At 48.8% G+C, this 20323-nt stretch carries 20 protein-coding genes and 1 tRNA gene; 8 read left to right on the top strand and 13 right to left on the bottom strand.

Features of this window, described 5'->3' with window-relative positions:
• Positions 1-111 precede the first annotated feature (111 nt).
• Complete coding sequence (locus H6995_14305) at positions 112-1863, bottom strand: GGDEF domain-containing response regulator (protein MCP5216172.1); 1752 nt, start codon at positions 1861-1863, stop codon at positions 112-114.
• A 128-nt stretch (positions 1864-1991) separates the two neighbouring features.
• The gene (locus tag H6995_14300) at positions 1992-2453 is read right to left on the bottom strand and encodes a cytochrome c5 family protein (GenBank protein ID MCP5216171.1); all 462 of its coding nucleotides are present in this window, start codon (positions 2451-2453) and stop codon (positions 1992-1994) included.
• Positions 2454-2861: 408 nt separating this feature from the next.
• On the opposite strand from H6995_14300, the gene H6995_14295 reads away from it, so the two are divergent.
• The 5 genes from H6995_14295 (at position 2862) to H6995_14275 (ending at position 6697) form a co-directional block, all read left to right on the top strand.
• A tRNA-Arg gene (locus tag H6995_14295) sits at positions 2862-2938 on the top strand.
• A 235-nt stretch (positions 2939-3173) separates the two neighbouring features.
• On the top strand, positions 3174-4406 hold the full coding sequence (locus tag H6995_14290; GenBank protein ID MCP5216170.1) for a methyltransferase domain-containing protein: 1233 nt from the start codon (positions 3174-3176) through the stop codon (positions 4404-4406).
• Complete coding sequence (locus tag H6995_14285; protein MCP5216169.1) at positions 4406-5443, top strand: SDR family oxidoreductase; 1038 nt, start codon at positions 4406-4408, stop codon at positions 5441-5443. The genes H6995_14290 and H6995_14285 overlap by 1 nt, the downstream gene beginning before the upstream one ends.
• Complete coding sequence (gene rfbC / locus H6995_14280) at positions 5440-6048, top strand: dTDP-4-dehydrorhamnose 3,5-epimerase (protein MCP5216168.1); 609 nt, start codon at positions 5440-5442, stop codon at positions 6046-6048. The genes H6995_14285 and rfbC overlap by 4 nt, the downstream gene beginning before the upstream one ends.
• Before the next feature lie 7 nt (positions 6049-6055).
• Entirely contained in the window at positions 6056-6697 is a 642-nt protein-coding gene (locus H6995_14275; protein ID MCP5216167.1) for a PIG-L family deacetylase, read from the top strand.
• A 26-nt stretch (positions 6698-6723) separates the two neighbouring features.
• Here the strand turns inward: H6995_14275 and H6995_14270 are convergent, their stop codons facing one another.
• From H6995_14270 to H6995_14255, 4 genes are all read right to left on the bottom strand, one after another.
• Positions 6724-7503 carry a glucose-1-phosphate cytidylyltransferase gene (locus tag H6995_14270; GenBank protein ID MCP5216166.1) on the bottom strand — a complete coding sequence of 260 codons (780 nt, stop codon included), beginning with the start codon at positions 7501-7503 and terminating at the stop codon, positions 6724-6726.
• 63 nt (positions 7504-7566) lie between these two features.
• Positions 7567-8880: a DUF4910 domain-containing protein gene (locus tag H6995_14265; protein MCP5216165.1), complete on the bottom strand. Its 1314-nt coding sequence runs from the start codon at positions 8878-8880 to the stop codon at positions 7567-7569.
• Between the two features lie 112 nt (positions 8881-8992).
• Positions 8993-9910 (bottom strand): NAD-dependent epimerase/dehydratase family protein, encoded by a 918-nt coding sequence (locus H6995_14260; protein ID MCP5216164.1) that lies wholly within the window; start codon positions 9908-9910, stop codon positions 8993-8995.
• A 178-nt stretch (positions 9911-10088) separates the two neighbouring features.
• Positions 10089-11009 (bottom strand): glycosyltransferase family 2 protein, encoded by a 921-nt coding sequence (locus H6995_14255; GenBank protein MCP5216163.1) that lies wholly within the window; start codon positions 11007-11009, stop codon positions 10089-10091.
• Positions 11010-11299: 290 nt separating this feature from the next.
• On the opposite strand from H6995_14255, the gene H6995_14250 reads away from it, so the two are divergent.
• A complete protein-coding gene (locus H6995_14250; GenBank protein MCP5216162.1) occupies positions 11300-12283 on the top strand; it encodes a glycosyltransferase family 2 protein in 984 nt (327 codons plus the stop codon).
• Positions 12284-12339: 56 nt separating this feature from the next.
• Here H6995_14250 and prlC read toward each other — a convergent pair whose 3' ends face one another.
• The gene (gene prlC / locus H6995_14245) at positions 12340-14400 is read right to left on the bottom strand and encodes an oligopeptidase A (protein ID MCP5216161.1); all 2061 of its coding nucleotides are present in this window, start codon (positions 14398-14400) and stop codon (positions 12340-12342) included.
• 127 nt (positions 14401-14527) lie between these two features.
• On the opposite strand from prlC, the gene H6995_14240 reads away from it, so the two are divergent.
• Positions 14528-15070 carry a gamma carbonic anhydrase family protein gene (locus H6995_14240; GenBank protein ID MCP5216160.1) on the top strand — a complete coding sequence of 181 codons (543 nt, stop codon included), beginning with the start codon at positions 14528-14530 and terminating at the stop codon, positions 15068-15070.
• A gap of 3 nt (positions 15071-15073) precedes the next feature.
• Here the strand turns inward: H6995_14240 and H6995_14235 are convergent, their stop codons facing one another.
• A complete protein-coding gene (locus H6995_14235) occupies positions 15074-15493 on the bottom strand; it encodes a YjbQ family protein (GenBank protein ID MCP5216159.1) in 420 nt (139 codons plus the stop codon).
• 81 nt (positions 15494-15574) lie between these two features.
• Here H6995_14235 and H6995_14230 point away from each other — a divergent pair, with 81 nt between their 5' ends.
• Positions 15575-16951: an AarF/ABC1/UbiB kinase family protein gene (locus H6995_14230; GenBank protein MCP5216158.1), complete on the top strand. Its 1377-nt coding sequence runs from the start codon at positions 15575-15577 to the stop codon at positions 16949-16951.
• A gap of 109 nt (positions 16952-17060) precedes the next feature.
• Here the strand turns inward: H6995_14230 and H6995_14225 are convergent, their stop codons facing one another.
• The 5 genes from H6995_14225 to purE all read right to left on the bottom strand — a co-directional run bounded on the left by H6995_14225 (position 17061) and on the right by purE (position 20322).
• Positions 17061-17372: an MTH1187 family thiamine-binding protein gene (locus tag H6995_14225; protein MCP5216157.1), complete on the bottom strand. Its 312-nt coding sequence runs from the start codon at positions 17370-17372 to the stop codon at positions 17061-17063.
• Positions 17369-18193, bottom strand: a complete 825-nt coding sequence (gene aroE / locus H6995_14220) for a shikimate dehydrogenase (protein MCP5216156.1) — start codon at positions 18191-18193, stop codon at positions 17369-17371. The genes H6995_14225 and aroE overlap by 4 nt, the downstream gene beginning before the upstream one ends.
• Before the next feature lie 8 nt (positions 18194-18201).
• The gene (hemF, locus tag H6995_14215) at positions 18202-19113 is read right to left on the bottom strand and encodes an oxygen-dependent coproporphyrinogen oxidase (GenBank protein ID MCP5216155.1); all 912 of its coding nucleotides are present in this window, start codon (positions 19111-19113) and stop codon (positions 18202-18204) included.
• Between the two features lie 69 nt (positions 19114-19182).
• Entirely contained in the window at positions 19183-19740 is a 558-nt protein-coding gene (locus H6995_14210; GenBank protein ID MCP5216154.1) for a Sua5/YciO/YrdC/YwlC family protein, read from the bottom strand.
• A gap of 75 nt (positions 19741-19815) precedes the next feature.
• Positions 19816-20322: a 5-(carboxyamino)imidazole ribonucleotide mutase gene (gene purE / locus H6995_14205; protein MCP5216153.1), complete on the bottom strand. Its 507-nt coding sequence runs from the start codon at positions 20320-20322 to the stop codon at positions 19816-19818.
• Position 20323: the final 1 nt, after the last annotated feature.

Here is a 20323-nt window from a genome sequence, read left to right as displayed (position 1 = left end):
TCAATAGAATGATAAGGTTTAGACATGATTGATTGTGCAACCATATTTTTTGGGATAGCTTTCCAGAAATTGATTTTTGAGCTAATCCCTAAATCACTAGCTTCAAGCGCTTCAAACGACGATTGACGCAACGACCTCCTCGCCAAGCTTGTCACCCTGTTGTAGGAGGCTGTTGCAGATATTATCAAATGATATTGCCTTGTTATAAAAATAACCCTGTACTTGATCACATTTGAAATCACGTAATAAGGCGAGCTGATCAAAACTTTCAACGCCTTCGGCAATAACTTCCATACCGAGATTGTGCGCTAAATTAATAATGGCCTTCACAATCACGGCATCCCCTTTTTTGTTGACGGCATTTTGGACAAAGCTCTTATCAACTTTTAGCGAGGTGATTGGCAGGCCTTGAATATGGGCGAAAGAGGAGTAGCCAGTGCCGAAATCATCCAGCGAAAAGTGTACGCCTAATTTACTGAGGCCATCCATGCAGCGGCGGGTTTCATCTTCGTTGGCCATGACTGCTGTTTCGGTGAGTTCAAACTCAAGGTACCGTGCATCGACCTGGGTTTTACGAATAATCTTGGCAACAGTTTCTTTCAGGTTCTTATCCTGAAACTGGCGGAAAGAAAGGTTCACCGCAATGTTAACTTTGGAGCCTTGCTCCTGTAACAATTTTAGCGAAAGACAAGCCTGATGGATCACCCAATAACCCATGGTGACGATCAACCCGGTTTCCTCGGCAAGCGGGATAAATTCATCGGGGGACAACAAGCCGCGCGTCGGATGTTGCCAGCGGATGAGACCTTCCATGCCAACGATTTCTCCGGTAGCGATATCGATGCGAGGTTGAAACAGCAAACGAAATTCATTACGTCGCAGCGCGCGCCTGAATTCGGCTTCCATCACTAGCTGATTGGAAGCTTTGGTGCTTAACTCCCTGGTGTAGAAACAATAGCTACAGCCGCGTTCTGTTTTTGCTTGGCTCATGGCTAGATTGGCAGCGCGGAGCAGAGATTCAGCATTAACACCCGCCGCAGGGTAGAAGGAAATACCTACACTACAACCCATGTGTGTTTGATCGCCGGGAACGCTGTATGGCTTACTCAGTTCATCAATGATTTGGTGGACCATGCGCAAAACGTCCGAATCCGCAGTCACACCCTCGAGGATTACCGCAAATTCATCACCGCTACTGCGTGCTAAGCTATCGCTTTTGCGAACACAGGATTGTAACCGGTTCGCCACGGCCTGGATCACCATGTCGCCTGCTTCACGGCTATAGGAGACGTTGATGTTTTTAAAATTATCCAGATTAATCACCAGCAATACCACTTTCTGCCGTGACCTTTCGGCGCGCTGAATAGCATGGCTTAGGCGGTCATTAAAAAGCGTACGATTGACTAGGCCGGTCAGGCCATCGTAATGGTCGTGATAGGATAGTTGTTGGTGCGCTTTTCTTAGTTGCAACACGTAGCGCAATGAGCGTTCCAAGGAAAAGACATTGGTTTCTCCCTTTGCCAAATAATCCGTTGCGCCCGCTTTGATTAGCGAGGTGCCCAGAGTGCTGTCCATCTCTGCGCTAACAACAATTATTTGCGCGGATGGATTAAGGGATTTGGCTTCGCCGAGAAACTCGTTGCCGGTTTCGCTACTGAAGAGGTATTCGGTAAAAATAATATCGAAGCTTTCGTTAGCAAGCACTCGTAGTGCTTTTCCTACCGTACAGCACCAGGTTAATTCGTAATTTAAGCCTTCGATTTGCTGCAACACATAGTCTAAAAATAAACGCTCTGTGTGCTGATCATTGACCAGCAGAATGCGTACCAGCTCACTCCGTATGCTTTGTTCTAATATATTCATAGCCCATTTAGATCAGCATTATGGATCGAATTAATCGAAATAAAGTACGCGCTGGCAGACTATGCCAACTCATATATTTTTGTACACACCTCTTTATAAACTCAGTTAACGTCAGCCTAGAGTTCTAATTATTTGCTGCTATCAACCATGTATTGGACGCTTGCTTGCAATTCCTGATCTGAGCAACTCATACAAGTGCCGCGGGGAGGCATTGCGTTGATACCATTAATAGCGCTATTCACCAAAGCATCCACACCTTTAGCGATACGTCCCGCCCAAGCGGCTTTGTCGCCGACTATTGGTGCCCCAGCGACGCCCGCTCCGTGACATAATGCGCAGGAACTATTATAAACCTCTTCGCCAGAACGTCCGGCTGCTGCTGGTGCGGCGCTTGACGCAGCGTTTGCAGGAGCTGCAGCAGCAACGGCAGGTGCATCTTGTTCGCACGGTTCACCGGCGACACAGACGACACCAGCAGGTTTGATGCGTGCGATGATATCGGCTTCTGAGTCGCTGTCAGCGCGCACAGAAGTAGTTGCAAAAAATGCTGTGGTGAATGAAAGAAAAAGAAATAAACCTCTGTGCTTCATTTTGTTGTTATGGCCAATCACTACAACTACCCCTTTAACGCGCAATTAATGTTAATCAAAACTGACTATGTTTTTAGCGGGCAATTATAACGATTAATTGCAGGCGGGAAAACAGATAATCGAGAAAGGCTTGATAAGGGCTTCGGGGATTGAGGGAGATCAAGCCCAACCCATGCTTTGCGGTTTACGCTCAAGGCAAAACAGAAAGGCCAAATTCTTATTAAGAGGTTGTATCAGTGCGTACTGGCATGAGTACCGCACGAGGAAAATGTGCTGTAATTCTCAAAAAGGTAATGCTCGGGCGAACAGGAAGGTAAATAATTCGTTGACAGAAATAAGCATAAAAATGATATTACCAGCCTATAGAGCTGTTGGTAATACGCTGGTAGAATAGCCGCTCTCTTATGCGCCTCCGTAGCTCAGTTGGATAGAGTAACCGGCTTCGAACCGGTTGGTCGGGAGTTCGAATCTCTCCGGGGGCGCCAAACTTACTAATTGCAAAAAATAGCTTCACACCATTTACCATTATATCCACTCCCTGAAGTGGCCTTCCTTATAGCTGTCTAAAAAGCCAAAATAACGCCTCATAATTTCGCTCTTCCAAAGCCAGAAAGTTACGTATACCCTTAGGTAATGCAAAAACAGGATCAAAAAAGTTGAAGCTCAAACTTACTGGATGCGGACAATCAGTTGAATTGGGGCAACGCCTCTGGGGCTGTGATGTCTGATCCTGTATGCCAATTATGCTTGGCGCCATTGCGGCACAGCTTTATAGATCTCGGGATGTCGCCCCTGTGTGAGACTTATATCGAGCCTCATCAGCTCGATCAAGCAGAAATTTTTTATCCGCTACACGCTTTTGTCTGTGAGCATTGCTTCTTGGTGCAGGTGCCAGAATGCGTCGCTCCAGAAGATATATACGACGATTACCCATACTTTTCGTCTTACTCCGACAGCTGGACCGAGCATGCCAGACGGTACTGTGATTCAATGTTGGATCGTTTTGGTTTGAGACCTGATTCGTTGGTGATGGAGGTCGCCAGCAACGACGGTTATTTGCTCCAGCACTTTGTAAAACAGAACATCCCCTGCTTGGGTATTGAGCCCGCTACAAATGTTGCCAAAGTGGCGGTTGAGCGTGGTATAGAAACGGTCAGTCGGTTCTTTGGACAGGCGCTGGCAAACGAACTGGTAGAGCAACTCCCAAAGCCGGATCTGCTGATCGGCAATAATGTCCTCGCGCATGTTCCTGACCTGAACGATTTTATTGCGGGTATGAAAATACTGCTTAAGCCCTGTGGTGTCATCACGATGGAATTCCCCCATCTGCTGCGACTGATGCAAGAAAAGCAGTTCGATACCATTTACCATGAGCATTTTTCCTACCTCTCTTTTCTGGTTGCTGAACGGGCATTTGCCCATCACGGACTGACAATCTTTGATGTGGAGGTACTTCCTACGCACGGTGGCTCGTTACGCATTTTTGTGCGACACACTGAGAATACCTCGCTTGCAATAGCGGATGGCGTAGACCGGCTCAGGCAACAGGAACTGGTATTTGGTATCGATAAGCTGGAAACCTACGCAGAATTCGAGCAAGGGGTATTCGAAACCAAGCGCAAATTACTCGAATTCTTAATTGCCGCCAAGCATGCGGGCAAGCAGGTAGTAGGCTATGGTGCGCCGGGGAAAGGCAATACCTTGTTAAATTACTGTGGTATTCGTACCGATTTTCTTGATTACACCGTCGACAGAAGCCCACACAAACAAGGTCGCTTTACGCCCGGAACCCATATCCCTATTCTGCACCCGGATCAAATTTTCCAAACACGCCCGGATTATGTGCTGATACTGCCTTGGAATCTGGCTGAGGAAATCACGCAGCAGATGGCGGCGATTAGAGATTGGGGTGGGCAGTTTGTAGTACCAATCCCTGAAGTGAAGGTGCTGTGATGAATATTCTGGTCACTGGTAGTGAAGGTTATATCGGCATGCGGCTCACCCCCTGGTTGGCTGCGCGTGGTCATAGGGTAACTGGTCTAGATTCGGGCTACTATCGCGATGGTACGCTGTACCTTGATCCAATCGGTCTGCCAGAGTTACCGCGTACCCTTTATAAGGATTTACGCACCGTCACGCCGGCTGATTTCGAGGGATTTGAAGCGGTCATTCACTTGGCCGAACTGTCCAATGATCCTCTGGGAGAACATTGTCCGGATGTCACCTTCGAGATTAACCATCAGGGTACGCTACGCATCGCCAAGGCCGCGCGCGAGGCTGGCGTAAAGCGTTTAGTTTATGCTTCCTCATGCAGTGTCTATGGTGCGGCAGTCACTGATTTTGTCGATGAGACGTCACCGGTCAATCCACAAACCGCCTATGCCCAGTGTAAAACGTTGGTCGAACGGGATCTCAAGGCGATGGCGGATGAGAATTTCACCGTTGTTTTTTTGCGCAATGCAACTGCATATGGCCCTTCGCCCAGAATGCGGTTTGATATTGTTCTTAACGATCTCTGCGCCCTTGCCTGGACTCAACATAAAATCTCGATGATTAGCGACGGTAGTCCGTGGCGACCAATCGTTCACATAGAGGATATCTGTGAGGCGCTACGCTGTGCTCTTGAAGCACCGTCGAACACAGTGAACGGTGAAGTCTATAATGTGGGGAATAGTTCGGAGAATTACCGAATTCGAGAGATTGCAGAGATTATTGCCTCCGTGTTTACCGGTTGCGAAGTAACCACCGGGTTGCCCAGCGGAGACAATCGTAGTTATCGTGTCTGCTTTGATAAGATTGCTACGTGTCTGCCTGGGTTCAAAGCAAGATGGACCGCAAAAGAGGGTGCTATCGAATTGAAGCAGCTGTTTGAACGTATTCAAATGCCCCAGAGTATGTATGAATTTCGTGCCTTTACCCGGTTAAAACAATTGACCTATCTCCAGCGAACCGGTCAACTCGATCAGAATTTGTATTGGAGTGCGCGGTGAAGTTTATACCGACTCATCTTCAAGGGGCCTATATCATCGATATAGAAGCGCTGGAGGACTCTCGAGGTTTTTTTGCCCGAACCTGGTGTCAGGAAGAATTTCAGCAGCATGGTATTGACATAAGTCCTGTACAAATGAGCGTTTCACATAATGCGCTAGCGGGGACGCTCCGCGGCTTGCATTTCCAATGGCCTCCTTCGCTAGAAGCGAAACTGGTTCGCTGTCAGCGGGGCCGTGTTTATGACGTGATAGTCGATTTACGACCGGACTCTGCCACTTTTACCGGCTTTGTCGCCGTCGAGCTTGATAGCCGAAAACACAATGCCTTGTATGTCCCGCCAGGTTTTGCGCACGGCTTCCAAACACTGGAGGCCAATAGCGATATTACCTATATGATGTCAACGGCTTTTCGTCCAGAGCTCGCTGACGGTTTACGTTACAACGATCCTCAATTCGAAATAGATTGGCCGTTACCTGTGAGCTGCATTTTGGATCGAGATCGCGACTATCCAAACTTCAATAAAAACGATTACAGCCAGCGTTATTTTCAGGCGCTTAAAGCTACGAATAACGCCAGTTCAGCTCACCAGGATAAAGGGAAGTAAATCGCCGATGATTGCGCTCATTGATATGCACAAAGTAAAAAATCTTCTCTGTATTGGTGCGCACCCTGACGATATTGAGCTTGGGGCAGGTGCAACCATAATGCGGTTGATAAAGCAGAATCCGGGCTTGCGTATTCGATGGGTTGTCTTGACTGGTGGCGATACTCCGCGCGCAGAAGAAGCAAGGCAAGCCGCGGCAATGTTTACAGCCGGAGCAGCTGACGCCTGTGTAGAAATACATGAATTTAAAGATGCGTTTCTACCCTGGCAAGGCGAACAAATAAAGAACGTTTTTGAAGTCCTTAAGCACGACTTCGCGCCGGACCTCATCTTCACTCACTATGGCAAAGATCGCCACCAGGATCATCGGCTAATATCAGAGCTCACATGGAACACTTGGCGAGACCATGGCATTTTGGAGTATGAAATTCTTAAGTGGGACGGTGACCTTGGGCAACCGAATGTCTTTGTGTCGTTTGACGAAGCTTTAAGCCAAAAGAAAGTGGAGGCGATTTATAGCACATACCTGACCCAGCAATCACGGGGCTGGTTTAAAAAAGAAAATTTCCTGGCATTGATGCGTGTTCGCGGTGTGGAGAGCAACGCTGATTACGCTGAGGCTTTCTATGCTAGGAAAATGCTCTGGTGAGGATGCCAAAATCACGGTTGCGGGCCTTATGACGGCGGCCAAAGCTGCCAAGGCCTTTCTCCCTGCTGATCCATATCGTCGAATACTTTCTTGTCTTTGAGGGTATCCATGCACCCCCAAAACCCCTCGTGCGTATAGGCCAGCAGTTGCTTTTCGGCAATCAGACGCTGGAAGGGCTCTTCAACAAGCTCTTCACCTTCTTGCAGATAATCAAAAATCTCTCGTTTAAAGGCAAAGAAACCACCATTAATCCAAAAATCTGATTGGCTGGCCTGACGAATGTCCTGCACTAGGCCGTCACTTCCTACCGCCACAGTATGAAAGCTGTGCTTTGGACGTACACAAACAAAACTGGCGATCTTGTTCTTTGTGTGAAAATGTTCCAGGTAGTCTCCTAGCGGGAGATCGGATAGTCCATCACTGTAGTTAGCCAGAAAGGTGTCATCATCGCCAAGATAGTCCTTTACCGCCAGCAAACGCTGACCGATATTCGTATTTGCCCCGGTGTCCGCGAAGGTAATCTTCCATTCAGTGTTATCGTCATTAACAAAATGTAATACGTCTGCCAATCCAGAAGGTTTTAAGTCGTTTGAGGTAGAAGGTGGGAGGTTCATGAAGTACTGCTTTATCAGGTCTCCCTTGTAACCAAGGCAAAGAATGAATTCGTTGTGCCCGAAATGGGCATAGTATTTCATCAAATGCCAAAGAATAGGTTGGTCGCCAATATTCACCATCGGCTTTGGGATGGTATCCGTAAACTCGCGTAGCCGCGTACCCAATCCTCCGCAGAAAAACACTACTTTCATTGGCTCCATTCCTTAAGGTTTATTCTCAGTTGATTTTTGCTTGCGGTAATATCCTTATCCCGGTCATGACGTTACCTCCTTTAGCAAGTCATGGGCACAGAGTGCTTGTGCAGCGAGCATGACCTCCCTGAATCGGAGGCCGGAGCGCTCCGCGATATCCAACAGGCTATGCTCACCATCGGATAAATTGAGTACCCAAAGTATAGCCATCTGCGTATTCGGTGATGCTTTTATGCCACCAATGCTGGAGTAGAGGCCGTATTTCGATAGTCGAGGTTCACCTTTAGGTTTCATGTTCAGGTAAAGCCGGTCATTTTCGATGATGTCGAAAATGTCGAGACAAGCGGTACAGGATTTAGCGAGCTGCCCAGGCTGGATAAAATTCAGGTCATCAGCTGATGTATGGTACTGAGGGTAACAGCCATGAGGCGTTCTTGATAATCTGCCAACCGGCAAATTAAACCCAGGCGAACAATACTGGCGCTCGTCATAGCCATAAGGTGAAAATTCGAACAATTCATGTTCTGTCTGTTGTTTCAAAATATGGATTGCGGCCCGATCAATAGCCGCGTCGCCGCCGCGGCTTGATTTGTAGCTTAGCGGTCCCGGGTCACCGAGGCCCGCCAGAACCAGACCGTGCTTAATTCTCGGTATGATTGGCTCGTTGCAGGCAAGCCAGGTGAGCGAACCAATCGTGGCGGGAATAAATAAAAACCGATACGAGAAGCGAAGGCGCAGTGATTTGAGATGCTTGGCCAGATATGCGGCGATTACCAGGCCGGAAAGATTATCGTTGGCAAGCGAAGGATGACAGATATGGCAGGAAACGAGGACTTCGTTGTCCGATTCGCCAGGAATATAGATTTCACCGTAGCTTAGCGATCCTGGTTTCAGGGTGGTGTCGATACAAACTTCGTACTCGCCTTCGGGTAGAGCATCCAGCTGGTTTTGGCTTAAGCAGAAACCCCAGTTTTCCTCGTAGTAGGAGGTTCGATAAGGAATTAAATCGGGTTGATCCGGTAAGGTGTAAAGATGGGGACGGAGTTCTTCAAGCGATAACCTGGTTTTGACGGGAATACTGTAACTCACGACGTGAAGGCTGGAGCGTTGAAAATCGATAACACGTGCTCCCGTGGCATTTTTGACGTAGGCATCACGGATATTCCATTCGTTAGGGACTACCCAATCAAAGACTTCGGTGTCGCTGGAGACTTCGCGAAATTGTATTGACGCAACCGTGCTCAGACGCGACAGCGTTTCACGCACGCCGTCGCCAGTGATGCTGCGGCAGATTGGGAAAAGCTCCGCAATCAGATCATAAAGCTGTTTTGCGAGATCCTCCTCGCTAATGGCTAAACGGTATGGATTACTGGTCATTTGAGGCTTGCCCATCCAGAGATTTAACCTGATTGCGTTGACAGCGACTGAAAACGTATCTGCTTTTCATAAGCGTTGATCTGCGATTATGTTCCTGGGTTGTCTAACCAATTCAATGCTCTCGGTACCACTCAATAGTTCGGGCCAGGCCTTCTTCCAGTGCAACTTGTGCCTGCCAGTCCAGCTTGCGCTTTGTTTCGCTTTGGTTAGCGCGGCGCTCCTGTTCCATAAGGCGGTCAGCGATTACGCCAAATCGTGCCTGGATGGTAGGGTCAATCTGTTGCAGAATTTCCTCCACGACTGCTTTGATAGTATGGGAGTGACCGGAGCCGAGATCAATGGTTTCTCCTTCTATTCCCGCCCGGCAACCCAGCTGAGTGAGCCCATCTACCAAATCACTGATATATATCCAATCAACACGACGTAGTCCGCTCGATAGTTCGGGTGCTTCCCCCTTCAAAGCTTTAAGGATGCAGTAGGGAACGAGTTTACGGCGATCTTTCTGTTCAGGACCATACACCATAAATACGCGGGCAATCACGACTGGCAGACCGTAGAGCGCGTGAAACATCCGGGCATAAGCACTGGCCGCGAACTTGGCTGCAGCATAGGGTGATGATGGCACGGGATTGGCATCGCTCCGGTCTGGCTCTTCCTGTGAATTCGAGATGACCAGTCGTTTACAGCAGCCACTCTGTTGGGCAGCGGTCAGCACGCAAATGGTGCTTTTAAGGTTGTTCTCAAAGGTCGGTAGCACCGCTTCAAGTTCGCGTCGCCCATCGACATGACTTGCCAGATGAAAGATGAAATCAGGTCGGATTTTGTCCATTAAGTTTCGAACCGCTGCTAGGTCAGTCAAGTCAAGACATACCCACTCGGCATAATTTCCACTGGGCCTGTTGTTTAAATAAATACCCGTGACCTGTGCGCCCAACTGGCTCAGGCGTCGACATAAATGAGTGCCGATGAAGCCGCTGGCGCCAGTGATCAAGACCGAAGCCTCGCGGTAATACGTATCGGAATTTACCATCATGAACCCCCATTAAAAGGGCTGTTCCCCGATAGACAAAAGATGGGATGGCTCTTCGTAAAAACACCAGCCAGTCTCTGTGGTTTTTCGGACAATTGAAAACTCCCGCAATTATTGGCGCAGGTCCTGACATGCCTACCCTGATCGAGTCGATTCGTTGCTCTAGATCGAAGGGTGTTCATCGGCCCGGGATCACTATTCGAGCTAGTCGGCGAATAACCTGATGGCGTAATGCGGCAACGCGCCGCAACAGATAAAGCCAGACGCGCAGCTTCTCCGACAGGCTGATCGGAGCCTTACAGGTTGTGATGAATCGATAGGCATGCAAGCTGACGCGTTGCCTTAAGGAGGGTCCCCGGGGAGCGTCCCGCTCAGCAGCGGTAGAGGCGTTCATCAATATACTGGATGTTTCGGCATCGAAGCGTCGCACAAATAACCGTTCTGGAATTTCCACGAATTTCCCTAAAAGCGATAGTTCCGCAACCATGCTGATGTCGGAGCCCGGCATCGGCCTGATAAGGCTGGTTCTTCGCAATGCGGATGCTCTGATAACGCCATGCATGATGTTGTTAATCCGTTCATGCTCCAAATACTGGCTGAACCGGGTGGAAGGCCGCTCATCTTCGAGATTGAAATTATCATAATACTCCACGGCAACTTCCTTTCCATCCGGGTCGCAAAGGAGTAAATAGGCCCTGGGGTAGGCAAGGACTACGTCTTCTCTGGCTTCCAGCACGGCCACACATTTCTCGAAAAAGCCTTCTAAACAGAAATCACTGTCTGCTGCCCATTTGAAGTATTTCCCCGTCGCCATCTCAAAAACCAAGTCGAAATTTTTATAGAGCCCGATGTTGGTAGTGTTGCGATGGTATCGGATGCGGCCATCACGCTCAGCTAATCTGCGGCATATCGCCTCGGTCTGATCGGTGGAGGCATTATCGGAAATAATTAGTTCGAACTCCCTAAGGCTCTGCTCAAGGGCAGATTCAATGGCACCCTCAATCCATTTTGCACCATTGTAAACAGGTAAACCAATACTCAGCAGAGGCGGAGAAGACTGCTTGTTCTGAGCTGGATTTGAAGGCGAATCCTCAAGCATGGGTTTCGGTCATAATGTTATTTTCGACTTTAGGATTTTCGATCATCAGCGGTGGTTATAATGAGGATAGACAGCCTTTTTGTATGAGGCAAGCATTGATTGACCTGCGTTTATTCTATGATCTTAATTTGCATAGTGAGGCAATCTGTCTATCAGTAGAGGTTCCTAACGATAGCCCGGAGCACAAAGGTGGCAATATAGCTGGGATATTAGGGAAAACGGCAATACACTAAAAGTTATTGAACCTTATTGCTGCCAGGTGGAATGTTTATTTTCAATCGAGACCCAAGATGAGTGAAGGCAACTTAACGACCGGTGACTTTAAATTGTCTCAGCTTTCGTCTGGACCGACTGACCCTCCCTGGGCCATTGCGGTATTTGCTCATAACGAAGCTAAGACAATTCAGCGGGCACTGGAGAGTATCATTACGGCAATCGGTAATCAGGGTATTTCGATCTACGTGCTCGCCAACGGTTGTACTGATACGACGATAGAGAGGGTTCATCAGAGTGCGGCCAACATCAATAATCTCTGGCTGTTGGAATCTAAGGTCGCCGATAAAGCCAGTGCCTGGAATCTCTTTGTGCATGAGGTGTTGTCAAACAACCGGTTGGCGGGATTAGATATCTGCTTCTTTATGGATGGTGATGTGACTCTTGCTGTCGATGCATTAGAGCTTTTGGCGGCGGCGCTGGAACAGGTTCCCAGTGCTGAAGCCGCCGGGGCCATGCCAGCAACAGGTAGAAACAAGGACGCCTGGCGCCAACGGATGCCGATCAGCGGCATGCTCGCTGGTAATTGTTATGCTTTGCGTAGTAGCTTTATTCAGCAGATTAGGGAGCGACCAGTCAGGATGCCAGTCGGTCTGATTGGTGAAGACTTTTTTGTCTCCTGGTTAGTGGCGAGTAATGTCTGGCGTAAACAGTTGACGAAAGATGAGGACGTCCGTTGTATTTTCCACAAAGAGGCCGAGTTCGCTTTTCGCTCTTTATCCCCCTGGTCGCTAACCGATTGTCGAACCTACATGCGTCGCAAATGGCGTTACACCTTGCGCGGGCTGCAACATCAAATGCTTATACTGTTGTTAATGCGACAGGGTTTGGAGGCTATGCCGCGAAATGTGAGTGAGCTGTATCAAAAAGGCCCACTGCCCTCGCGCCTGAGCTGGTGCGGATCTGATACCCTGCTACGTTTTATTGCAGTGCTGTGGATACGAGCGCAACGAAAACGGAGTAGCGCTGAGATTGACAATCTAAGTACGTACCGGGAGTAAACAAAGATATGATACCCGCTTCGACCATTCTGTACGGCCTTGGCCTTGTTGCTAGCTTATTCAGTAGCGGTCACTTTGTCGACGCTTAAGCCATCCTGTTTTAACAAAGCATCCACTTCAGGTTCTCTGCCACGGAAATTAACAAATAGACGCATAGGCTCGTCCGAGCCTCCCTGCTCAAGAATACTGGTTAAGAAGCTCTTGCCCGTTTGTGGATTGAAAATCCCTTCATCTTCAAATCGAGAAAAGGCATCAGCAGAAAGCACTTCTGCCCACTTATAGCTGTAGTAACCTGCTGAGTATCCGCCAGCGAAGATGTGACTAAAACCGTGCTGAAAGCGATTTTCTTTAATTGTCGGAGTCACTGCCACCTGTTCGCGGACCTCATCCAACAGCTCTTGTACTGGTCGTGGTGACCCTGATTGATATTCCAAGTGAAGCTTGAAATCGAAAAGCGAAAATTCTAACTGCCGCACGGTTTGCATAGCAGTCTGAAAATTCTTTGCTGCCAGCATTTTTTGCAAGAGGCTGTCCGGCAAGGGTTCACCACTTTGGTAATGCTGGGAGATAAGCGCTATCCCCTGTGGCTGCCAGCACCAGTTTTCCATAAATTGGCTGGGCAATTCCACCGCGTCCCAAGGCACACCATTGATGCCGGAAACACCCGCTACCTCGATTTGGGTTAGTAGGTGATGCAGGCCGTGACCGAATTCATGGAATAGCGTGGTCACTTCATTGTGGGTTAATAGTGCCGGGTCGTTACCCACCGGGCCATTGAAATTACAGGTGAGGTAGGCCACGGGTAGCTGTAGTCTACCATCTGCTAACCGCCGTCTGACGCGGCAGTCATCCATCCAAGCTCCTCCGCGTTTGTTTTCTCGGGCATAAATGTCTAGATAGAACTTGCCGATCAGCTGCCCGTCTTTGTAAATATGGTAGAAGCGCACATCAGGATGCCAGCAATCCACCCCTTTGACTTGTTCAATATCGATAGCAAAAAGCTTGTTGACGATCACAAACATGCCACTAATGACATGATCTGCCGGAAAATAAGGGCGCAACGCCTCTTGGGAGATGGCAAAGTGGTGTTGTCTGAGTTTTTCTGAATAAAAGCCTACATCCCAGGGATTTAATTGTGCCACCCCAAACGCTGTATTGGCGTATTCCTGCAAAGCGGCATATTCCTTTTTTGCCAGCGGCGTTACTCGTTGCGCCAAATCTGTTAAAAACGTCATTACCTGCTGAGGAGACTCAGCCATTTTTGTCGCTAAAGAATAGGCCACGTAGTTTTCAAAACCGAGCAGCTCGGCAAGCTCGTGGCGCAGCGCCAGTGTTTCATCAATTAACGCCGAATTATCCCAAGTGCCTGCGTTCGGGCCAACATCAGAGGCGCGCGTGACATAGGCACGATAGACCTCTTCTCGCAAGGCGGCATTTTCACCGTAGGTAATGAGGGGAAAATAGGATGGAAACTCCAATGTAATCAGATATCCACTTTTTCCTTTCGCTTTGGCTGCCTGCTGCATCGCCGCTAACGCAGATTCTGGCACCCCGGCCAGCTCTGCTGCATCCTCTATCAGCTTGCTCCAAGCCTGAGTTGCATCCAATACATTTTCGGAGAACTTACTGCTTAATTCGGAAAGACGTTTTTTAATTTCCGCATAGCGTTGTTTTTTTGCCTTTGGTAAATCCACGCCGGCCAGATGAAAATCTCGCAAAGTGTTATCAATGTGTTTGCGCTGGGCCTGCGAAAGTTTTGCATATTCTTCGCTGTTTGCGAGTGCTTTAAATGCCTGATACAGCTCTGGGCTTTGCCCTAATTCCGTGCTGTATTCTGACAGCAAGGGCAAGCAAGCATTATACGCATCGCGCAGTTGACTGCTGTTGACCACCGAATTCATGTGCTGCACGGGTGACCATGCTTGGTTCAGTCGGTCATTCAACTCATCCAGCGGCATCACCAAGTTATTCCAGCTCGGGGAGCCCAACGTATCTAACAATTCATTTATTTGTTGCCTATTTTCAGCAATAATCTGGGCGATGGCGGGCTGCACCTGATCAGGAGTAATTTGTTGGAAGGGCGGGAGGTCATGATTTAACAAAAGGACGTTGGTCATTATTTTCTCTTTATTGATAGGCAGGCCCTCCCTTGTGCTCAAACAAGATTAGAGGGACTTTTAAGATGACTGAACCCTAAGATTGTTGCGCCAAACTTTTATTTTTCAAGACTTGATAGGAATATTCATGACGGTAAGAGCATTTCAAGGGATCAATCCAACCTTAGGCAAGGACGTTTATGTCGATCCGCTGGCGCTGGTGTTGGGTGATGTCCACCTGGGTAATGACTGCTCGGTCTGGCCCGGCACCATCATCCGTGGTGATGTCCATCGTATCCGTATCGGTGAGCGCTGCAACATTCAGGATGGTTCAGTATTGCACGTTACTCACGCCGGGAAGTTTACCGCTGACGGCTACCCGCTTATTTTGGGTAACGATATTACTGTGGGCCATCAGGCCATGCTGCATGGCTGCACTCTGGGTGACAGGATACTCATTGGTATGGGCGCGACTGTTATGGATGCGGCAGTGGTGCCTGACAACGTGGTAATTGGCGCCGGCAGCATGGTCACACCAGGTAAGGTGTTGGAAAGTGGATTTCTGTATGTCGGCAGCCCGGCAAAGAAAGTGCGTGCTTTAAGTGAAAAGGAAATCAGTTTTTTTACTTATAGTTCAAATAGTTATGTGGGGTTGAAAAATACCTATCTGCTTGAAAACTACATCCAATAACGTTCATTCGCCCTGCAATGTTACTAGCAATCGTCGACTGCCGGCATGATCGCGGTGCTCTCCCAGGTAAATTCCCTGCCAGGTTCCCAGTGCTAGCTTGCCATTGTTGATCGGCAGGCTGACCGTTACGCCAAATAAAGCAGTTTTAATATGAGCAGGCATATCATCAGAACCTTCCAACGTATGGCGATAATAGGGCGCATTCTCCGGTACCATGCGGTTAATATGCGATTCCATATCCGCCCTCACGTCAGGATCGGCATTTTCGTTAATGCTTAAAGATGCCGAAGTATGCTGAATAAACAGGTGCGCGATTCCCACATTGAGTGATTTTAACTCCGGCAACTGCGCAACGATCTCGTCAGTCACCAAATGGAAACCTCGGGATCGTGGTTTTAATATTAATAGTTTTTGCTGCCACATAGTGTCTCACCAATAAACATTCAGTTGTTAGATGGTACAATGCCAATCTATTATTTTCACTGATCCCCAACCTGGTTTTACATGACGTCACCCCCAGACAAGCGCATCAAACGTATAAAAACTGGCTTTTTCGAACGTCGCATGGAGATGGCCAAGGCCGGTTTTATCAGCGGCTCCAAAATACTCACGCACAGCGCTACCAATTTTTGGGCAAGCCCAGAAGAAAAAGAACGTAATAATAAAAAGTTAATGTCTGAGCAAGCACAATACATGGCCTCGGAAATGGGCAAGCTCAAAGGTAGCGTAGTAAAAATTGGCCAAATGATGGCTCTTTACGGTGAATATTTTTTGCCGAAAGAAATCACCGATGCGCTGCATACGCTGGAGGAGAATACCGCTGAGCTAGAGTGGTCTGCTATTGAAACACAACTACTTCAAGAACTTGGAGCGCATAAACTGGCGAAATTAGAGATCGATGAAACGCCCCTAGCGGCGGCCTCACTCGGCCAAGTACATCGCGCCCGCCGCATAGAAGACGGTCAGGAGCTTTGCATTAAAGTGCAATATCCCGGCGTTGCCAAATCCATCGATTCCGATTTCAACGCGATCATTCAACTCTTAACCCTCAGTCAAATGATCACCTCTAAACGCGCCTTCGAGCAATGGTTCCGTGAAGCCAGAGCGATGTTACACCAGGAAGTGGATTATCTGCAGGAAGCACATAATACAGAGTTTGCCGCGCAAATGCTGACAGGCGATTTACGCTACATTGTGCCGCAGGTTTTTCGTGAGTTTTCTAGCAAAAAAATCCTAACCACCAGCTATGAACCAGGGCTTGTTGTCACCGCTGCAAAGGTTAAGAAACTCTCCCTGCGTCGTCGCAACCATCTAGCCAAGGCGTCTCTAGATCTTTTTCTCAGCGAACTTTTTGCTTGGGGAGAAATACAAACAGACCCTAACTTTGGCAACTACCGTGTGCGTCTGGGTGACGGCAAACAACCCGACCAACTGGTTCTGCTCGATTTTGGCGCCATGAAAAAATTCCCGCCTAATTTTCTCAACCCGTTTCGTAATATGATCAGCGCCGCACACCATAACCGGCGCGATGCCTTCCTCGAAAATGCCATTGCCCTGGAATTTATGCGCGCCGATTATCCGGAGGACGTGTTACAAAACTTTGCGGATGTCGCGATGGAAATTATCGAACCGCTCGCTGCCAACTACCACAATGTTCCAGACTTTGCCCTTAACCCAAAGGGTGAATACCGTTGGGCCGAGAGCAAACTGCCCAGAAGGGTGGCGAAAAAAGCGTCGCAGGCGTCGCTATCAAAATACTTCGCTTTACCGCCTAAAGAATTCATGTTTATGAATAGAAAATTAATGGGGGTGTATAGTTTTGTGAAAACGCTAGGGGCGGAGTTCAATGGGGGTGAGGTGTTGAAGAAGTATTTGTCATAGCTCAGACTAAAACCGCAGCCTGATAAACCGATTCAAATTTGATACAGCAAAAGAAGCCTGCTGTACAACTATATTCATAGGAAGGAACGAGCCCCTTCAGTCTACATTACTAACTACTCTGGGAGTTTAGCTTAGTCTCAACACTCTCAATCTTATCCTGCATACTCTGCTCACGGTCGATACGAGTGCCGACTTTTAGGCTGGTGGAGATGCGCGGGGCACCCATGGCATGCACTTTTTCATGGCATTTTTTGACGGTGGCGAAAACATCATCCCAATCTCCCTCGACGTTAGTACCGTAGGCGTGCATCTGATAGGAGAGGCCGGACTCTTGCAGGATCTTTTGGCAAGCGGCGACATACTCGGAAACCGAAACGCCTACGCCGAGCGGGATTACACATAAATCAATCATCACTTTCATGCTAGCTGTCCTCTTATCTGTTCAATTACTGGTTGGGTTTTTGGACGCACCTGTCGCCAGATAAAAAAAGCTTCGGCAGCTTGTTCTACCAACATACCCAAGCCATCCATGGCCTTAGCCGCGGCCTGTTGCTTGGCCCATTGTATAAAAACCGTATCCTGGGCGCCGTACATCATGTCGTAACACCAGGCGTCAGCGCTTATAAGCCCATCCGGTAGTGGCGGCAACTCACCTTGCAAACTGGCGGCGGTGCCGTTAATGACCCAGTCAAACTGCTTGCCAGCCAGCTGTTCATACCCCGTTGCCAGAATACGGCCTTGTTTAGAAAAGAGTTGAGCCAGCTGTTCGGCTTTGCTTAGGGTGCGATTAGCAATTACTAGTTGCTTGGGCTTTTCTGTTAACAAAGTACCTAAAACCCCCCGCACTGCGCCGCCAGCTCCCAAGATCAACACCCGTTTACCGGCGAAGCTTCCCTGCTGGTTATTTAAAATATCGCGCACTAAGCCAACGCCATCGGTGTTATCCGCATATAGACGTCCTTCTCTGCCGAGCAAGAGCGTATTAGCAGAACCGGCCTGCTTGGCCCTTTCGCTGCGCACTTGCGACAGTTGCCAAGCCTGAAGCTTGAAAGGTACGGTGATGTTGAGGCCTTTGCCTCCCGCAGTAAAAAATTTTTTGACCTCAGTTTTAAACTGATCGATGGGGACCAGCAATTTAGTGTAATCCAGATCTTGCCCGGTTTGCTGGGCGAAGATGCGATGAATTTCTGGCGATTTGCTTTGCGCGATGGGGTTACCCATTACAGCGTATTGATCGGTCATACTTTCACCTAAAGAATCCAGCGATTGGGCTGTAAATATTTTGTGTATAATTCGGCTTCCGGGCTATCGGGTTCTGGCTGCCAGTTGTAGTCCCAGTGTACGACCGGAGGTAGCGACATTAGAATGGATTCAGTGCGTCCGCCGCTCTGCAGACCAAACAAGGTGCCGCGATCCCAGACCAAATTAAACTCCACATAGCGCCCACGACGATAACATTGGAATTTGCGCTCACGTTCACCAAAGGCGTTATTTTTACGCTTAGCCAGGATAGGTCGATACGCTTCTATGTAGCTATCCCCCACATTGCGTACAAAGTCAAAGCAGCGCTCGAACCCCCACTCGTTAAGATCATCAAAAAACAAACCACCAACTCCACGGGGCTCCTGGCGATGCTTTAAGTAAAAATATTCGTCACACCATTTAGCGTAGTTCTGGTAGACCTGTTCTCCAAAAGGCGAACATGCCTTTTTTGCGGTTTCATGCCAGTGTTGGCAATCCTCCTCGAATCCATAATAGGGGGTGAGGTCGAAACCACCACCAAACCACCAAACTGGCTCCTGGCCCTCTTTTTCCGCGATAAAAAAACGAAAGTTAGCGTGGGATGTCGGTGCATAGGGATTGTGCGGATGAATAACCAGCGAAACCCCTAATGCTTGGAAGCTACAGCCCGCTAGCTCTGGCCTGGATGCCGTCGCCGACTGCGGCAATTGGCCACCGAAGACATGGGAAAAATTCACGCCACCCTTTTCAATGACGGCACCTTTTTCTATCACTCGAGTGCGGCCACCACCGCCCTGTTCACGCTGCCAGTTTTCCTCTTCAAAAATAGCCTCACCATCTTCCTGTTCGAGCGATGTACAGATTTTATCCTGTAAGCTGAGTAAATATTCTTTCACTGCTTCGATGCTGGGTTGTGACAAGGGTCAGTCCTTTCGTTGAAACCAGATGTATGCAAATTATTATAAGCGAGAGTCTTCAGAGAGTGTTATTTAAGTGCCGCGCAAGGCTTTTCCGCTGATGATGTCTTTGATGGAGGAGACTTGCTTAGCTCCACCCAGAGGTCCAGCCAGCACATAATCCAATTGACCATGAAAATATCGCTCGACCTGCCAGCGATAACGCGCCGACGCACGTCCGGTAATATTAGCGGAGGTCGACACGATGGGGCCACCAAATGTGCGGCATAATTCTCGAACCAGCGGGTGAGTGCTTACCCGCATTGCAACTCCGTTATTATCGCCTTTAATCCACGGCGGCGCGAAACCGGTATCTGGCAATACCCAGGTTTTAAATCCAGGCCACTGCTGTTGCAGCATCTCGCGTTGGGCCGGACTAAGTTGTGCGAGGCAAATTTGAAAATCTGCAATATCGCCGCTAATGAGGATAAGGCCCTTAGTTATGGGCCGGTTTTTCATCTGGAGAAGTTGCCGCACCGCTCGTTCATTAAAGGGGTCGCAGCCTAAGCCCCAGACCGCTTCGGTCGGATAGGCAATGACGCCGCCAGCGTGCATTATTTCAGCAGCAAATTGAATCGGCCAGCTTCGCATGGGTATCGACCCGAATTGGAGAGGGGGCGATGTTTTAGCCCTCCCACATGGATTTATTACAGAGAAATTTTTGAGCTAGCTCTTGAGCTGCTGCTGTAGGGCTGCATCTTTCGCTTGTACTTCTAAGGCATTTGCCTGACGCTCATCTTTCAAACGCTGCGCCAAATTCTGATCAGCGGTCGCCCAGATTTGCGCCGCCAAATAGGCTGCATTTTTCGCGCCCGCTTTACCAATAGCTACGCTGGCAACAGGAATGCCACCAGGCATTTGTACTGTCGACAACAACGCATCCATCCCTCCTAGCCCACCGGATTCGATAGGAACACCAATCACGGGTTTAAGGGTGTTTGCCGCAACCGCACCGGCTAAATGTGCCGCCATACCTGCTGCCGCGATAAAAGCCACACAGCCGCGCGTGTCTGCGTCTTTCACATAGGCTTGAGTTGCTTCGGGCGTACGATGCGCTGAAGTGATCTTCACCTCGAAACAGAGTTCGAGTTTCTTTAAAACATCGATAGCTGCCTGCATCACTGGTAGATCAGAATCTGACCCCATTAAAATGGCAACAAATGGTTTCAACATC

The organism is Pseudomonadales bacterium (assembly GCA_024234615.1).
Lineage (GTDB): Bacteria > Pseudomonadota > Gammaproteobacteria > Pseudomonadales > IMCC2047 > JAJFKB01.
This window is presented reverse-complemented; position numbering and strand designations above follow the sequence as displayed.

Excerpts from the sequence above, each read along its gene's own strand:
- H6995_14240 (MCP5216160.1), top strand. The coding sequence starts at position 14,528 with ATGACGGTAAGAGCATTTCAAGGGATCAATCCAACCTTAGGCAAGGAC.
- H6995_14260 (MCP5216164.1), bottom strand. The coding sequence starts at position 9,910 with ATGGTAAATTCCGATACGTATTACCGCGAGGCTTCGGTCTTGATCACT.
- purE (MCP5216153.1), bottom strand. The coding sequence starts at position 20,322 with ATGTTGAAACCATTTGTTGCCATTTTAATGGGGTCAGATTCTGATCTA.
- H6995_14250 (MCP5216162.1), top strand. The coding sequence starts at position 11,300 with ATGAGTGAAGGCAACTTAACGACCGGTGACTTTAAATTGTCTCAGCTT.
- H6995_14255 (MCP5216163.1), bottom strand. The coding sequence starts at position 11,009 with ATGCTTGAGGATTCGCCTTCAAATCCAGCTCAGAACAAGCAGTCTTCT.
- H6995_14265 (MCP5216165.1), bottom strand. The coding sequence starts at position 8,880 with ATGACCAGTAATCCATACCGTTTAGCCATTAGCGAGGAGGATCTCGCA.
- H6995_14290 (MCP5216170.1), top strand. The coding sequence starts at position 3,174 with ATGTCTGATCCTGTATGCCAATTATGCTTGGCGCCATTGCGGCACAGC.
- H6995_14285 (MCP5216169.1), top strand. The coding sequence starts at position 4,406 with ATGAATATTCTGGTCACTGGTAGTGAAGGTTATATCGGCATGCGGCTC.
- aroE (MCP5216156.1), bottom strand. The coding sequence starts at position 18,193 with ATGACCGATCAATACGCTGTAATGGGTAACCCCATCGCGCAAAGCAAA.
- H6995_14270 (MCP5216166.1), bottom strand. The coding sequence starts at position 7,503 with ATGAAAGTAGTGTTTTTCTGCGGAGGATTGGGTACGCGGCTACGCGAG.
- H6995_14225 (MCP5216157.1), bottom strand. The coding sequence starts at position 17,372 with ATGAAAGTGATGATTGATTTATGTGTAATCCCGCTCGGCGTAGGCGTT.
- H6995_14230 (MCP5216158.1), top strand. The coding sequence starts at position 15,575 with ATGACGTCACCCCCAGACAAGCGCATCAAACGTATAAAAACTGGCTTT.
- H6995_14300 (MCP5216171.1), bottom strand. The coding sequence starts at position 2,453 with ATGAAGCACAGAGGTTTATTTCTTTTTCTTTCATTCACCACAGCATTT.
- H6995_14210 (MCP5216154.1), bottom strand. The coding sequence starts at position 19,740 with ATGCGAAGCTGGCCGATTCAATTTGCTGCTGAAATAATGCACGCTGGC.
- H6995_14305 (MCP5216172.1), bottom strand. The coding sequence starts at position 1,863 with ATGAATATATTAGAACAAAGCATACGGAGTGAGCTGGTACGCATTCTG.
- prlC (MCP5216161.1), bottom strand. The coding sequence starts at position 14,400 with ATGACCAACGTCCTTTTGTTAAATCATGACCTCCCGCCCTTCCAACAA.
- H6995_14235 (MCP5216159.1), bottom strand. The coding sequence starts at position 15,493 with ATGTGGCAGCAAAAACTATTAATATTAAAACCACGATCCCGAGGTTTC.
- H6995_14275 (MCP5216167.1), top strand. The coding sequence starts at position 6,056 with ATGATTGCGCTCATTGATATGCACAAAGTAAAAAATCTTCTCTGTATT.